We start from the raw sequence: 14,747 nt of genomic DNA on the forward strand, positions 1-14,747 counted from the left end.
AACATGACGCGCTACACCTACCCCGGGACCCCCACCCGCCGGGACGACGGGCCCGGGGCGGTGGTCTTCGCGCTGGCCCGCGCCTGGGCCGCCGGCATCATCGTGCTGATCGTCACCGAGTACGTCCAGGCCTCCGTCGTGTACGAGCACGTGGCGACGCCCGGACGCATGGAGACGTTCGGCGGGCGCATGCTGCTGATCCACATACCCAACGTGGTGTGCCTGGCCCTCGCGGCGTGGGCGGCCGCCCGGGTGCACCGCGAGCCCTTCCGCCACTCGCTGCCGCAGCATCTGGCCGCGACGGTCTGCGTGCCGGTCGTGGCGCAGCTGCTCAACATGGCGGTGCAGTGGGAGGAGATGGCGGCCGAAGGACTGTTCATGTCAAACGTGGTGGCCGCCGTGGCGTGCGTGGCGGGGTACGCGGCGGACCAGTTGCAGGACGACACCTGATCCAGGTCACGCCGTACGGGGCGGAAACGGACGAGTCGCGGTCAGAGGTCTTGACAACTCAATTGGTCTGGACCAGCTTATGGGCCAACGGTGGCCACCGCACACTCCGCCAGCCCCCCAACTCCCCACGGAGGCACCAGTGGAACGCTCCGCAGGCAGCAGACGCCGCAGGCGTCGCACCCGGCCCGTCCTCGGCATCGTCACGGCCGCCCTCGCGGCCGGGGCCCTGACGGCCACCGGCCTCGTCAGCACCGCGGAAGCGGCCGACGTCAACGTCGCCAAGAACGCCGGCTTCGAATCCGGCCTCGCCAACTGGACGTGCTCCACGGGCAGCGGCTCCACGGTGTCCTCCCCCGTGCACGGCGGCGCCTCCGCCCTCAAGGCCACCCCGGCAGGCCAGGACAACGCCCGGTGCACGCAGACCGTCGCCGTGAAGCCAGGCTCGACGTACACGCTCAGCGCCTGGGTCCAGGGCGGGTACGCCTACCTCGGCGCCACCGGGACCGGCACGACCGACGTCTCCACCTGGACGCCGGACACCGGCAGCTGGAAGCAGCTGACGACCAGCTTCCGTACGGGCCCGAGCACCACATCCGTCACCGTCTACACCCACGGCTGGTACGGACAGGCCGCCTACTTCGCCGATGACGTCTCCGTCACCGGCCCCGACGGCGGAGGGGGCACCGACCCCGGCCCGCAGATCCCGGCCGCGCCCGCCGGGCTCACCGCCGGTACGGCGACGGCGTCCTCCGTACCCCTGACCTGGAACGCGGTCTCCGGCGCGACCGGCTACACCGTCTACCGGGACGGGACGAAGGCCACCACCTCCACCGGGACCTCGGCAACAGTCACCGGCCTGGCCGCCGACACGGCGTACCAGTTCGCGGTGAGCGCCACCAACGCGGCGGGTGAGTCGGTCAGGTCCGCCACGATCAGCGCCCGCACGGCGAAGACCGGCGACCCGGGTCCGGTGACCTCGGTACCGAAGCACGCGGTGACCGGGTACTGGCAGAACTTCAACAACGGCGCGGCCGTCCAGAAGCTCAGCGACGTGCCCGCGAACTACGACATCATCGCGGTCTCCTTCGCCGACGCCACGGCGACCCCGGGCGCCGTCACCTTCAACCTCGACACGGCCGGTCTGAACGGCTACACCGTCGCCCAGTTCAAGGCCGACATCAAGGCCAAGCAGGCGGCCGGCAAGAACGTCATCATCTCCGTCGGCGGCGAGAAGGGCACCGTCGCGGTCAACAGCGACGCCTCCGCCACGGCCTTCTCGGACTCCCTCTACACGCTCATCCAGGAGTACGGCTTCAACGGCGTCGACATCGACCTGGAGAACGGCCTCAACTCCACGTACATGACGAAGGCCCTGCGCGCCCTGTCCGCGAAGGCCGGCACCGGTCTCGTCATCACGATGGCACCGCAGACGATCGACATGCAGTCGACGTCCGGTGAGTACTTCAGGACGGCGCTCAACATCAAGGACATCCTGACCGTCGTCAACATGCAGTACTACAACAGCGGTTCGATGCTCGGCTGCGACGGCAAGGTCTACTCGCAGGGCTCGGTGGACTTCCTCACCGCGCTCGCCTGCATCCAGCTGGAGGGCGGCCTCGACCCCTCGCAGGTCGGCCTCGGAGTCCCGGCGTCCACCCGGGGCGCGGGCAGCGGTTACGTCTCCCCGTCCATCGTGAACGCCGCCCTGGACTGCCTGACGAAGGGAACTGGCTGCGGCTCGTTCAAGCCGTCGAAGACCTACCCGACCCTGCGCGGCGCGATGACCTGGTCCACGAACTGGGACGCCACGGCGGGCAACGCCTGGTCGAACGCGGTGGGCCCGCACGTGCACGGTCTGCCGTAACACCCGGCAGGCACCCGTGACCAGCAGCGCCGCCGCTCCCCCGGCGGCGCTGCTGCGTGGGGCTCAGTAGATTCCGTTGAGGTCCGTTCCCTCAGGGGCGCGGAAGCAGCCGGACACGACGCGCACCTGAATCGACGACTTCCTGGTAGCGGACGGGTGATTTTGCGCGGGATCGGTGGCGACCCGCAGCTCCGCATTGACCGAGTAGTGCTCCTTCTCGGAGTCCGCGGTCAGTTCCAGAGTCTTGGCGGGGCTGTTGTTCGGCCCGTACTCGACAATCTTCCAGCCGTACTTGGGCAGATTCTCCTTGAGCCGCGCAAATCCCTCTGTCAGCCTCTCGTCGGAGACTCCGTAGAGCGACCATGGGTGTCGGGAGGAGAAGAGGTGCTCGGGGTCCTCCTCGCAAGGGGAAACTCCGGCCCCAGGCTTGGTCGTCTCAGCCTCCTTGATCCCGATCATGTCGAAGATCTGGCTGGAGACAACCACCGTCTTCTTCCGCGCATCCTCGACGCCGAGTGTGGTGGGCGTGTAGCCGAGGTCGTCCATGTCTTTCGCACATCCCGTCGAAACGACTGCCAGAGAGAGGGCGGTGGCAAGCATGCCGGAGGCACGGCGTTGCCTCCTGCGGGTATTGCGGGTCACTGATCGCCTTTCACACGGGAGTACTGTCCAGCCACGACAAGTGCCTGGTTCTTCAGACTCTGGGAGTCGCGGTTCCAGTATTCGCTGTGACCACTGGTGTCCACATCCATCCGATGGGCGCCGAACGCCTCATCGGAGGGCACGGTCTGGATATAGCCGGCATTGAAGGGGATGCCGTGGAACTCCTCGACGCCCCATTTGTATCCGCCCAGACCGGCGACCTTCCCGCCGGCCGGCACGACGTCGTCCGAAGCGGCCTCGGACCACACGTGGTCCTTACCGACATCGAGGTCGCCCGCGTCGCCGACCATCATGCCGGGGCTGCCGGCGACGACGATGTCGTCGGCGGCGAGATCACCCTTGTTCGAGGCGTCACCGACGACGGTCGAGCCGTAGCTGTGCCCGATGACCGTGGTGTGGCTGGCGTCGGGGCCTCCTTGCACCGTCTCCAGTCCGTCCATGAAGGAGTTCAGTTTGGGCGAACCGTCATAGGCCCACTGCTTCTCCATGGCCTCGGGAACGATGCTCTGCGGGGCGTCGTACCCGAACCAGGTGATGGTGGAGACGGACTCCCCGCTGGCTTCCGAGTTGGCATCGGCCCAAAGGTTGGTCATCCGATTGATGTCGCCGCCGATGGTTTCCAGCTTCGTCTTGGTGCCCGGGACGTACACCGCTGTGTGGTCCGCAATGTCCGGGTTGCCGTTCGCAATGATCGCGCGGCCGGTTCCCTTCTTTCTCTGCCAGCGGGTCCGGCACGCTGGTCCGAGGGCGGCCTCCGCATCACCACGGCAGGTCGCGCACCTGCTGTACGCACAGCACGAGGAACAGCAGTCCCGCCAAGGCCAGCATCCCGTTGCTCAGCCAGCCGTTGCGCCACTCGCGGGGCGTACGGGCGGAGTTGAGCAGCCAGATCAGCGTCAGGGCGAGGAACGGCATGAAGAAGGCGCCGAGCACCCCGTAGACGATGACCAGGCCGAACGGCTCGTCCAGCCACAGCAGCGCCATCGGCGGGAAGGTCAGCCACAGGACATACGCGCGGAAGGGCACCGACCTCTCCTGCCGGGCGATCTGCGGGCCGCCCGGCTCGTCCGCCGCACCGGCACCGCCCGCTGCCCGCTCGGCACGGATGCGCTCGACGAAGTCGGCGAACATCAGGCTCACGCCGTGCCACACGCCGATCAGCGACGAGAACGACGTGGCGAAGAAGCCGACCAGGAACAGCTTCGCGGTGACCGCGCCGAAGCGGTCCTCCAGGATCTGCCCGAGGTCGATCAGGCCGCGGTCACCCTTGGTCAGGGCCAGCTGCGAGGAGTGCAGCAGCTCGGCACCGACGACCAGCATGGCGACGACGAAGATACCGGTGGTGATGTAGGCGACCCGGTTGTCGAGGCGCATCACCTTCATCCAGGAGGAGTTGTTCCACCCCTTGGCGTTCACCCAGTACCCGTACGCGGCCATGGTGATCGTGCCGCCGACCCCGCCGATCAGCCCGAGCGTGTAGATCAGCGAGCCGTCGGGGAGCACCGGAGCGAGCCCGGCGATGGATGCGCCGACGTCCGGTCCCACCCGCAGAGCCACGTAGACGACGACCACGAACATCACGCCGACCAGGACCGTCATGACCTTCTCGAAGACGGCGTACTGGTTGAACCAGACGAAGACCAGGCCGATCAGACCCGTGATGATCGCCCAGGTCTTCAGCCCCGGGCCGTCCGGGAAGAGCGCCACGATGGGCAGGGCGCTGGACGACATGGCCGTCGCGCCGTACACGAACCCCCAGATGACGACGTACACCGCGAAGTAGACGGTGGTCCACGATCCGAGGGTGCGCCAGCCCTCGAAGAGGGTCCGGCCGGTGGCGAGGTGCCACCGGCCGGCCGCTTCGGCGAGGGAGATCTTGACGAGGCAGCCGATCACGGCCGCCCACATGAGGGTGTATCCGAACTTGCTGCCCGCGATCAGCGTCGCGACCAGGTCCCCGGCTCCGACACCGGTTGCGGCGACGACGATGCCCGGTCCGATGTACTTCCAACTCGACTTGCGCGGTCGGGAGTCGATCTCCCCTGTCCCTGTGGTTCCGCTGATCTCCGCCATGTCGATCAAAGAAGCGCAAAGAGATCGATCGCACAAGGGAGTGGGAGCGGACCCCGCCGGATCTCCAGGCAGTCCGCCCTGGGCATGCCCTGGGCCCTGTCCGGCGGATCACGGGAGAAGCCACTTCTTCAGCTGACCGCGAGGGCTCCAAGCGTCTGCTGGAGATGAGGCCCGCCTGAGAGGATGGCGCGGACCATCACACGAATTAGGGGTAAAGCATGCTCGTGCTCATATTGTCGGTCGTCGTTCTGCTCGTCATCGGCGGTTGCGTCTGCGTCTTCTGGGCGGCCCGGGGCGACGCCCCTCGCTGGGCACGTGGTCTGGCCAGGGCGACGCTGCTCGGCAGTGATCTGGCCCGCAGCGCGAGCCGGAACTCCCGCTCACGGCAGAGCGGCGGAGACGAGTAGGCACCGTTCGGCGCATCACGGCCGAAGCCATAACCGGATCGTTGCTGCGGTGACGGTGCCGTGAAAGACCTAGGCCCGCTTGTCATAACGGGTCGCGACCGCGCGGGAGTTCTTGAGTCGGTTGATGGTCCGCTCGACTTCGTTGCGGCGCCGGTAGCGGGCGCCGTCGAACCCGGCGGGTCTGCCGCCCGCGCTGCCTTGCGCCGGCGATTGGCCCGCTGATCCTTCGGTTCCGGGATGGTGTGTCCGATGCGGCGTCTTCGCAGGTAGTGGCGGTTGCGGCAGGAGCTGTACGCCTTGTCGCCGCTGACGTGATCCGGTCGGGTCCGGGGGCGTCCGCCCAGCGGCCGGGGAACCCGGATCCGGTCCAGAACTTCGGTCAACTGCGGAGCGCCGCCCCACCGGCCCGGCGTGATCAGGAGTCCAGAAGCGACCACTCTCGATTCGTCAGATCCCCGCGCCCCATAACCGATACAACTATCAACCGGTCGGAAGGTCACATGATCAGCCGGACAGTGCCTAGATCACCAGACTGAGCAGCGCCGCGACCACGAAGCCGGCGACGGACAGGACCGTTTCCAGGACCGTCCACGACTTCAGGGTGTCGCGCTCCGAGATGCCGAAGTACTTCGCGACCATCCAGAAGCCGCCGTCGTTGACGTGCGAGGCGAAGATCGAGCCCGCCGAGATCGCCATGATGATCAGGGCGAGGTGCGCCTGCGACATGTCCTGGCCCTCGACCAGGGGCACGACGATGCCGGCCGTCGTCACGATCGCGACCGTCGCCGAGCCCTGCGCGACACGCAGCACGACGGAGATCAGCCAGGCCAGCAGGATGACCGGGAGGCCGACGTCGTTGAAGGTGTCGGCGAGGGCGTCCGCGATGCCGCTGCCCTTGAGCACGGCGCCGAAGATGCCGCCCGCGCCGACGACGAGCAGGATGTTGCCGACCGGCTTCAGCGAGGACGTGGAGACCGATTCGAGGGACTTGCGGGACCAGCCGCGCCTGATGCCCAGCACGTAGTACGCCAGCAGCAGCGCGATCGTCAGGGCGACGAAGGGGTTGCCGAAGAACTCGATGACCGAGCGCGGGGTGGAGGGGTCCAGCGCGATGGAGGAGAAGGTGGCGGCGAGGATCAGCACGAGCGGGGTGCCGATGATCGCGAGTACGGTACCGAGCCCGACCGGGTCCTCGCGCGGGGTGACCCCGGCGGCCCGCTGCTCGGCGGCGACGGCGGCCTTGGCCTCGGCGGCTGCCTCGACCATGTCCTGCGGTACGTCGACGAAGATCCGCTTGCCGATCCAGGCGGCGTACACCCAGGCGGCGAGGACGGACGGGATGCCGACGACGGCGCCCATCAGGATGACCCAGCCGAGCGAGACGTTGAACAGTCCGGCGGCGGCGACCGGGCCGGGGTGCGGCGGCAGGAACGCGTGCGTCATCGAGAGGCCGGCCAGCAGTGGCATCGCGTACAGCAGGATCGATTTGCCCGAGCGCTTGGCGGCGGCGTACACGATCGGTGCGAGGACGAAGATGCCGACGTCGAAGAAGACCGGGATGCCGAAGATCAGGCCGGTGAGCCCCATGGCGAGCGGGGCCCGCTTCTCACCGAAGAGGTTCAGCAGGCGGGTGCTCAGCACCTCGGCGCCGCCGGAGACTTCGAGGATCGCGCCGAGCATCGTGCCCAGGCCGATGATGATCGCGACATGGCCGAGGATGCCGCCCATGCCCGATTCGATGACGGAGACGGCGGCGGACTTCTGCACCGTGCCGAAGAGTTCGGTGACGGAGAGGCCCGCGCCCAGGCCGACGGCTATGGAGACCGCAAGCAGGGCGACGAACGGCTGAAGCCTGGCCTTGATGATCAGGAACAGGAGGAGGGCGATACCGAGGGCGGCGACGGTGAGCAGTCCGGCGGTGCCGTCGATCAGCAGGAGGAGTCCACCGGTGCGGGGTGGTGTCTCGGCCGGCGGCGCGGTGGCGGCGAGCAGCATGGGTAACTCCGTGGGGACAGGGGGCTTTCGGGCAGGGGGGAGCGCGGCACGGCGCCCCCGTGGTGCGGGGCGCCGCGCCGTGGCGGCGGGGTGGTGCGGTGATACGGAGACGCAAGGGGTTCTGCGGTGCCGGCAGGATCAGCCGAGGACCGCGAGCGCGTCGATCTCGATGAGCAGACCCTCGGGGAGACCGACGTAGACGGTCGTACGGGCGGCGGGGGCCGCCTTGAGGTCCTGCTCGCCGAAGTAGGAGTTGTAGATCTCGTTCATCTCGGCGAAGTGGTCCACGTCGGTGAGGTAGACGCGCATCATCATCACGTCGTCCCAGCTCGCGCCGCCCTCCTCCAGGATCGCCTTGACGTTCGCGAAGGTCTGGAGGGTCTGCTCGCGGAGGGTCGGGCCGGCGGCGGTGGGCGCCTGACCCTCCACGGCGGGCAGGAAGCCGACCTGGCCCGCGACCTGGAGGATGTTCCCCTTCCTCACGCCGTGCGAGAACTTCGCGGGCGGGGCGGTGTGGGTGCTCGGGGTGAGCGCGGTCTTCTCGGTCATGGTGGTTCAGGCCTTCTTCGTCGGGGCGTTGCCGGAGTACTCCCGGCTGATGGTGTCGGCGGTGCGACGCACCAGCGGAAGCAGGGTGAGGAGTTCCTCGCGGGTGACGACGACGTTCGGCGCGGACACCGACATGGCGGCGACGACACGGCCGTCCGCGCCCCGGATGGGGGCGCCGACACAGTTGATGGACTCCTCGTGGCCACCGAGGTCGGTGGCCCAGCCCTGTTCGCGTACGACGGAGAGCTCCTTGAGGAACGCCCCGGCGTTCGGGGTCGAACGGGACGTGTACATGGGGTAGTCGAGCTTGTCGGCTACCACGCGCCGCTCCGGCTCGGACAGGTCGGCGAGCAGCAGCTTGGCGACCGCGGCGACGGTGATCGCGACGGGTTTGCCGATCCGCGAGTACATCCGGACCGGGTAGCGGCTCTCGACCTTGTCGATGTAGAGGACCTCGTTCTCCTCGTACACCGCGAGGTGGACGGTGTGGCCGCACTGCTCGTTCAGCTCGACGAGGTGCGGGTGCGCGATCTCCCGTACGTCGAGGTTCTCGACGGCTTCCTGCGCGAGCGCGAAGAGCCGGGCGCCGAGGCGGTAGCGCTGGTCGCTCTGCCGGTAGACGAGTCCGTGTTCGTGGAGCGTACGGAGCAGACGCAGCGCCGTGGACTTGTGGACGCCCAGCCGCTCGGCGACCTGTCCGAGGTCGGCGGGTCCCTGGGCGAGCAGCGGAAGAATGCTCAGCGCCCGGTCGACGGTCTGACTCATGTCGTACGTACCTCCTGGTCGTCCCCCGTCCACCCGGGGCCGAGACGAAGTCTCCCCCAAGCGTCGTCGTCGAGGCCCGCGAGGCGGTCGGCGTGCTTCCGGGCGGGGGGCTGGGTGAGGTCGCCGGGGACGGTGAGGACGGCGGCGGCCATCAGGTGGCCGTGCCGGGCGCGGTCGCGCACGGGGAGTCCGCGCAGGGTCGCTGAGAGGAATCCGGCGGCGAAGGCGTCACCGGCACCGACGGGGGCGACGACGTCGACGCGGAGGGCGGGGACGGTCGTGGCGGTGTCGGTGGCGGCGGCGGGCGCGGGCGTGAGGCCGCTGCGCGGGGCCTGTCCCCTACCCGCCCCTTCCCGAACGGGGGGCTCTGCCCCCAGACCCCCGGTCCTCAATCGCCGGACGGGCTCAAACTGAGCCCCTCCGGGCTCAGAATTCGGACCGGGCTGCGCAATTTCAGCTCCTCCGGCGATTGAGGAGCCGGGGCCAGGGCCATTCTCTGCCCCTCCGGCGACTGAGGAGCTGGGTCCGGGGCAGAGCCCCGAAAAGACGGTCACCCCGTCCGCCCCCCGCTTCACGACCAGCAGGCCCGGCTCCGGCAGCGCCTCCCGGATCGCGTCGGCCCCCCGCACACCCCACGCCTCCTCCGCCTCGTCCTCCCCGACGAACACGAGGTCCGACCGGCGCGCGAGGCCGAGCAGGACGTCAGGACCCGCGGCACCCACGGCACCCGCACGCCCGCGCCACAGTCCCGGCCGGTGGTTCACGTCGAACGAGACCAGTGGGCGCCCCGCCCTCGGCGCGGTCAGATCGTGGAGCAGTTCCAGGCAGTCCGCCGACAGTGCGGCCGTGATCCCGGACAGGTGCAGGACGCGGCCCGCGAACACGTCCTCGTACGGCACGTTCCGTACGGACATGGCGGAGGCTGCCGACCCGGCGCGGTAGTACGCCACCTCGTGGCCATCCGTCGCCCGGTCGGTGGCCGTGCGGAAGTAGATGCCGGTGGGCCGCTCCGGGTCGCGCCGGACGGCGCCGGTGGCGACGCCGTACCCCGCGACCGTCTCGACGAGATGGTCACCGAAGCCGTCCGTGCCGACCCGGCTCACCCACGTAGCCCGGTGCCCGGCCGCGGCCAGCGCGCAGGCGACGTTCGACTCGGCGCCACCGATTCCGCGCCTGAACGCGGGTACGTCGGCGAGGCGGCCGGGCCGCGAGGGCAGGAACGTCACCATGGACTCACCGAGGCAGACGACATCGGTGGCCGTGGCGGCACGGTCGGCCGTCCCTGCTGCGGGTCCGGGCACTCTGGGGCTCCTAGCTGATCAGCGTTCGGGACCGGTTCTCAACCATTGACCCGGCATCGGCTCGGATGTTAGACAGCGTTTAGCGATATGCGCAATGGGTGTTGCATATGCTGCAACGACAACTCTTCTAGGAGGCTCCCTTGGCCGCCGACCACCCGGTCACCCTGGCCGGCATCGCCGACGAACGGGTCGACCACCGCTTCAAAGCTCTCCCGCCCGACGCGGAGGGGCTGACCGTCGGAGACCTGGCCGCCGAGCGCCGCAACCTGTTCACGGGCGGGTTCACCACCCCGGTGCTGGCCCTGTCCGCGGAGTCGGTGGAGCACAACCTCGCCCTCCTGGAGACGTACGCGGAACGCCACGGCCTGGCGTTCGCCCCGCACGGCAAGACCTCGATGGCCCCGCAGCTCTTCGCGGACCAGCTGGCGCGGGGTGCCTGGGGCATCACCGCCGCCGTCCCCCACCAGGCCAGGGTCTACCGGGCCTACGGCATCCAGCGGATCTTCCTCGCCAACGAGGTCGTCGACGCGGTCGCACTGCGCTGGGTGGCCCGCGAACTGGCGGCGGACCCGGACTTCCGCTTCGTCTGTTACGTCGACTCCGTACGCGGCGTCGAGCTGATGGACGAGGCCCTGCGCGCGGCGGGCGCCACCCGTCCGGTCGAGGTCGTGGTGGAGCTGGGTGCGGGCGAGGGTGCCCGCACCGGGGCCCGTACCGACGCCGACTGCGCGTCGGTCGCGGCCGCGGTGACCGCCGTGTCCACGCTCCGGCTGACCGGTGTGGCCGGTTACGAGGGCGAGGTACCGGACGCCACCCCCGAGCGGGTCCGGGACTGGCTGCGCCGGCTGGTCGCGGTGGCGGCGGACCTCGACCGGGCGGGCGCGTTCGCGGACGCCGAGGAGATCCTGATCAGCGCGGGCGGCAGCGCGTGGTTCGACGCGGTGGCCGAGGTCTTCGCGGAGATCCCGGAACTCTCGCTCCCCGCCTGCAAGTTGCTGCGCTCGGGCGCGTACGTCTCGCACGACGACGGCCACTACCTGCGCATCACCCCGTTCAACCGGGTCCCGGAGGAGGGTGCGCTGCAGCCCGCCTTCCGGCTCTGGGCCCAGGTGGTCTCGCGCCCCTCCGGCGAGCAGGCGTTCCTCAACGCGGGCAAGCGGGACGCCGCGTACGACCTCGACCTCCCGCAGGCACAGGTCGTGCGCTCGGCGCGCGACGGTTCGGTGCGCGCGGCGACGGGGGTCACGGTCACGGGCCTGTCGGACCAGCACACGTGGCTGCGGACGGAGCCGGGGGCGGAGCTGGAGGTGGGCGACTGGGTCGGGATGGGCCTGTCGCATCCGTGCACGAGCTTCGACAAGTGGCAGCTGATTCCGCTGGCCGAGGCGGACGGCACGGTCACGGACTACATCCGCACGTTCTTCTGATCCCCACGGGGTTCGTTCCCCCTCCCCGCCCCTTCCCGTAACTGGGGCTCCGCCCCAGACCCCGCTCTCCTCAATCGCCGGAGAGGCTGGTTTTCAGCCTCTCCGGCGATTGAGGAGCAGGGGTCGGGGTCGGAGCCTCCGATTACGGGAAGGGGCGGGGAGGGGTAGAAGAAGGGCCCCCCGAAAGGCACCCCATGGACCTGGTCATACGCGACGCGACCGTCATAGACGGCACCGCCACCCCCGCCTACCGCGCGGACGTCGCCCTCGACAACGGCCGGATCGCCGCGATCCACCGCGAAGGCGACGGCCCCCGCCCCACCGCCCACCGCACCCTGGACGCCGACGGCCTCGCGCTCTCGCCCGGGTTCATCGACATGCACGCGCACAGCGACCTCGCGCTGCTCCGCGACCCGGACCACAGCGCGAAGGCCGCGCAGGGCGTCACCCTGGAAGTCCTCGGCCAGGACGGCCTCTCGTACGCCCCGGTCGACGACCGCACCCTCACCGCCGTGCGCAGGACCATCACCGGCTGGAACGGGGACGGTTCGGACATCGACTTCGACTGGCGCACGGTCGGCGAGTACCTGGACCGCCTCGACCGCAACTTCGGCGGCCAGGGCATCGCGGTCAACGCCGCCTACCTCATCCCCCAGGGCACGGTCCGCATGTACGCCGTCGGCTGGGACGACCGCCCCGCCACCCCGGCCGAGCTGGCCCGGATGAAGGAACTCGTCGCCCAGGGCATGGCCGAGGGCGCGGTGGGCATGTCCTCCGGCCTCACCTACACCCCCGGCATGTACGCGGACGACGCCGAACTCACCGAGCTCTGCCGGGTCGTGGCCGCGCACGGCGGCTACTACTGCCCGCACCACCGCTCGTACGGCGCGGGCGCGCTCGCCGCGTACGAGGAGATGGTCGAGCTCACCCGTCCCCGAGCTCCAAAGGGAGCAGGGGAGGCCCCATTCGCGGGCTGCGCCCTGCACCTCGCGCACGCGACCATGAACTTCGGGGTGAACAAGGGCAAGGCACCCGATCTCCTCGCGCTCCTCGACGACGCCCTCGACGCGGGCGCGGACATCTCCCTCGACACCTACCCGTACACCCCCGGCTGCACCACCCTCGTCGCGATGCTGCCCAGCTGGGCGGGCGAGGGCGGCCCCGAGTCGGTCCTCGGCCGTCTCGCCGACGACGCGACGGCGGAACGCATCCGCCACCATCTGGAGGTGCTCGGCTCGGACGGCTGCCACGGGGTGCCCATCGAGTGGGACACCATCGAGATCTCGGGCGTGGGCTCACCGTCCCTCGCCGGTCATGTCGGCCGTACGGTCGCCGAGTCCGCCCGGCTGCGCGGCGAGGCCCCCTGGGTCACCGCCCGCCGCCTCCTCGTCGAGGACCGGCTCGGCTCCACGATCCTCCAGCACGTGGGCCACGAGGAGAACGTCCGGCAGATCATGCGCCACCGCGTCCACACGGGAGGCAGCGACGGCATCCTCCAGGGCGACAAGCCGCACCCCCGCGCCTACGGCACGTTCCCGCAGTATCTCGGCCGGTACGTACGGGAGCTGGGCGTCCTCACCCTGGAGGAGTGCGTGGCCCACCTCACCTCACGTCCGGCAGCCCGCCTGCGGCTGCCGGACCGAGGCCTGGTCCGCGTGGGTTACCGCGCCGACCTGGTCCTCTTCGACCCGAGGACGGTGGCGGCCGGCTCGACGTTCGAAACGCCGCGCGCCCTGCCCACCGGCATCCCGCACGTCCTCATCGACGGCCGCCCCGTCATCGAGGACGGCAAGCGGACCTCGGTGCTGGCGGGAAAGGCGGTCAGGGGCGCGGGACGCGCCTGACGGACCCGGTGCCGCAAGAGAGAGGCCGCCCCCGAGGGACAGGGATCGGATCACGCGGTGGGCGGCTCCTGAAGGAGCTTCTCCCGCCCCCACGCGCCCAGCGGTTCCAGCGCCTCGTTGAGCGAGACGCCCAGCGGAGTCAGCGAATACTCCACCCGGGGCGGCACCTCGGCATGCACCTCGCGGTGCACGATGCCGTCCTCCTCCAGCTCCCGCAGATGGGACGTCAGCACCTTCTCCGTCACACCGGGCAGCTCTCTGCGCAGCTCACCGAAGCGGTACGTGCGCTCGTTGAGCGCCCACAGGATCAGCCCCTTCCACTTGCCGCCGACCACGCCCATCGCGGCGTCGATCCCGCAGACGTACGCCCCCGGCCTTCGCGTGGCTCCCATGACTCACCCCTTCCCACCTGGTCACTCTCTTCGGGGTAACCACCCACTTCCAAGTGGGTACTTGATCGCTCCGGAGTCCACAGGAAGCCTAGTCGTCATGACTGACAACGCCCCGCAGAAGACCTCTCCCACCCCGCTCACGCTGCTCGGCCTGGGCGCCATGGGCACCACGCTCGCCCGCACCTGGCTCGCCGCCGGACACCCCCTGACCGTCTGGAACCGCACCCCCGCACGCGCCGAACCGCTCGTCGCCCACGGCGCGCGGACCGCTCCGACCGCCGCCGAGGCCGTGGCCGCCAACGAACTCGTCGTGCTCTGCCTGCTCGACGACGCCTCGGTCGAGGAGGCGCTGGCCGACGCCGACCTGACCGGGAAGGACCTGGTCGACCTCACCACCGGCACCCCGGCCCGGGCCCGGGCCCGGGCCGCGTGGGCCCGGGAGCGCGGCGCCAGGTTCCTGGACGGCGGAATCATGGCGGTCCCGCCGATGATCGGCGCACCGGAGTCCGGCGGTTACGTCTTCTACAGCGGCTCCCCCGCCGCCTTCGACGCCCATCGCCAGACCCTGACCGTGCCCGCCGGCGCCCGGTACGTCGGCGAGGACCCAGGCTTCGCCGCTCTCCAGGACGTGGCCCTGCTCAGCGCGATGACGGGCATGTTCGCGGGCCTCTCGCACGCCTTCGCGCTGGTCCGCAAGGAGGACATCGACCTGCTGGAGTTCGCCCCGCTGCTCGCCGAGTGGCTCGTCGCGATGGCTCCGGCCGCACAGACGACGGCCGGGGAACTGACCAGCGGCGACTACACCACGGGCGTCGTCTCGAACCTCGCCATGATGGTCGCGGGCAACACCACGCTGCTGCGCACGGCCGAGGAGCAGGGCGTGAGCAGTGAACTGCTGCTCCCCTTCATGGATCTGATGGAACGCCGTCTGAAGGACGGACACGGCGACGAGAGCACCACAGGAGTGATCGAACTCCTTCACCGCTGAGGAGGCGCGCCGGGCCCCCGGCTGCGTAC

13 protein-coding genes and 2 pseudogenes are annotated in these 14,747 nt (G+C 69.9%); 6 read left to right on the forward strand and 9 right to left on the reverse strand.

Features of this window, described 5'->3' with window-relative positions:
- The first annotated feature begins 3 nt into the window (after nucleotides 1-3).
- On the forward strand, nucleotides 4-450 hold the full coding sequence (locus tag F0344_RS12135; protein ID WP_185298795.1) for a hypothetical protein: 447 nt from the start codon (nucleotides 4-6) through the stop codon (nucleotides 448-450).
- A 139-nt stretch (nucleotides 451-589) separates the two neighbouring features.
- Nucleotides 590-2,314 carry a chitinase gene (locus F0344_RS12140; protein ID WP_258049889.1) on the forward strand — a complete coding sequence of 575 codons (1,725 nt, stop codon included), beginning with the start codon at nucleotides 590-592 and terminating at the stop codon, nucleotides 2,312-2,314.
- 63 nt (nucleotides 2,315-2,377) lie between these two features.
- Here F0344_RS12140 and F0344_RS12145 read toward each other — a convergent pair whose 3' ends face one another.
- The 3 genes and pseudogenes from F0344_RS12145 to F0344_RS12155 all read right to left on the reverse strand — a co-directional run bounded on the left by F0344_RS12145 (nucleotide 2,378) and on the right by F0344_RS12155 (nucleotide 5,050).
- Entirely contained in the window at nucleotides 2,378-2,860 is a 483-nt protein-coding gene (locus F0344_RS12145; protein WP_185298797.1) for a hypothetical protein, read from the reverse strand.
- Nucleotides 2,861-2,952: 92 nt separating this feature from the next.
- Nucleotides 2,953-3,672 (reverse strand): annotated as a pseudogene (locus F0344_RS12150) (alpha/beta hydrolase); the annotation flags it as partial.
- A gap of 64 nt (nucleotides 3,673-3,736) precedes the next feature.
- Complete coding sequence (locus F0344_RS12155; RefSeq protein ID WP_185298798.1) at nucleotides 3,737-5,050, reverse strand: Nramp family divalent metal transporter; 1,314 nt, start codon at nucleotides 5,048-5,050, stop codon at nucleotides 3,737-3,739.
- Between the two features lie 218 nt (nucleotides 5,051-5,268).
- Between F0344_RS12155 and F0344_RS12160 the strand changes: the two genes are divergently transcribed.
- A complete protein-coding gene (locus tag F0344_RS12160; RefSeq protein ID WP_185298799.1) occupies nucleotides 5,269-5,457 on the forward strand; it encodes a hypothetical protein in 189 nt (62 codons plus the stop codon).
- 69 nt (nucleotides 5,458-5,526) lie between these two features.
- Here the strand turns inward: F0344_RS12160 and F0344_RS36795 are convergent.
- From F0344_RS36795 to F0344_RS12185, 5 genes and pseudogenes are all read right to left on the reverse strand, one after another.
- Nucleotides 5,527-5,879 (reverse strand): annotated as a pseudogene (locus tag F0344_RS36795) (transposase); the annotation flags it as partial.
- Between the two features lie 97 nt (nucleotides 5,880-5,976).
- Nucleotides 5,977-7,452 carry a GntP family permease gene (locus F0344_RS12170; protein ID WP_185298800.1) on the reverse strand — a complete coding sequence of 492 codons (1,476 nt, stop codon included), beginning with the start codon at nucleotides 7,450-7,452 and terminating at the stop codon, nucleotides 5,977-5,979.
- 138 nt (nucleotides 7,453-7,590) lie between these two features.
- Nucleotides 7,591-8,001 (reverse strand): RidA family protein, encoded by a 411-nt coding sequence (locus tag F0344_RS12175; RefSeq protein WP_185298801.1) that lies wholly within the window; start codon nucleotides 7,999-8,001, stop codon nucleotides 7,591-7,593.
- A 6-nt stretch (nucleotides 8,002-8,007) separates the two neighbouring features.
- Nucleotides 8,008-8,766 (reverse strand): IclR family transcriptional regulator, encoded by a 759-nt coding sequence (locus tag F0344_RS12180; protein WP_185298802.1) that lies wholly within the window; start codon nucleotides 8,764-8,766, stop codon nucleotides 8,008-8,010.
- Nucleotides 8,763-10,067, reverse strand: a complete 1,305-nt coding sequence (locus F0344_RS12185; RefSeq protein WP_185298803.1) for a sugar kinase — start codon at nucleotides 10,065-10,067, stop codon at nucleotides 8,763-8,765. The genes F0344_RS12180 and F0344_RS12185 overlap by 4 nt, the downstream gene beginning before the upstream one ends.
- A gap of 140 nt (nucleotides 10,068-10,207) precedes the next feature.
- On the opposite strand from F0344_RS12185, the gene F0344_RS12190 reads away from it, so the two are divergent.
- Both F0344_RS12190 and F0344_RS12195 read left to right on the forward strand, forming a co-directional pair.
- Nucleotides 10,208-11,494, forward strand: coding sequence for an alanine racemase (locus F0344_RS12190; RefSeq protein ID WP_185298804.1), 1,287 nt, complete (start codon nucleotides 10,208-10,210; stop codon nucleotides 11,492-11,494).
- Between the two features lie 194 nt (nucleotides 11,495-11,688).
- Entirely contained in the window at nucleotides 11,689-13,338 is a 1,650-nt protein-coding gene (locus F0344_RS12195; RefSeq protein WP_185298805.1) for an N-acyl-D-amino-acid deacylase family protein, read from the forward strand.
- A 50-nt stretch (nucleotides 13,339-13,388) separates the two neighbouring features.
- Here F0344_RS12195 and F0344_RS12200 read toward each other — a convergent pair whose 3' ends face one another.
- Nucleotides 13,389-13,730 carry a winged helix-turn-helix transcriptional regulator gene (locus F0344_RS12200; RefSeq protein ID WP_185298806.1) on the reverse strand — a complete coding sequence of 114 codons (342 nt, stop codon included), beginning with the start codon at nucleotides 13,728-13,730 and terminating at the stop codon, nucleotides 13,389-13,391.
- 97 nt (nucleotides 13,731-13,827) lie between these two features.
- Between F0344_RS12200 and F0344_RS12205 the strand changes: the two genes are divergently transcribed.
- Complete coding sequence (locus tag F0344_RS12205) at nucleotides 13,828-14,718, forward strand: NAD(P)-dependent oxidoreductase (RefSeq protein ID WP_185298807.1); 891 nt, start codon at nucleotides 13,828-13,830, stop codon at nucleotides 14,716-14,718.
- The last annotated feature ends 29 nt before the right edge of the window (nucleotides 14,719-14,747 follow it).

This window comes from Streptomyces finlayi, assembly GCF_014216315.1.
Taxonomy (GTDB): domain Bacteria; phylum Actinomycetota; class Actinomycetes; order Streptomycetales; family Streptomycetaceae; genus Streptomyces; species Streptomyces finlayi_A.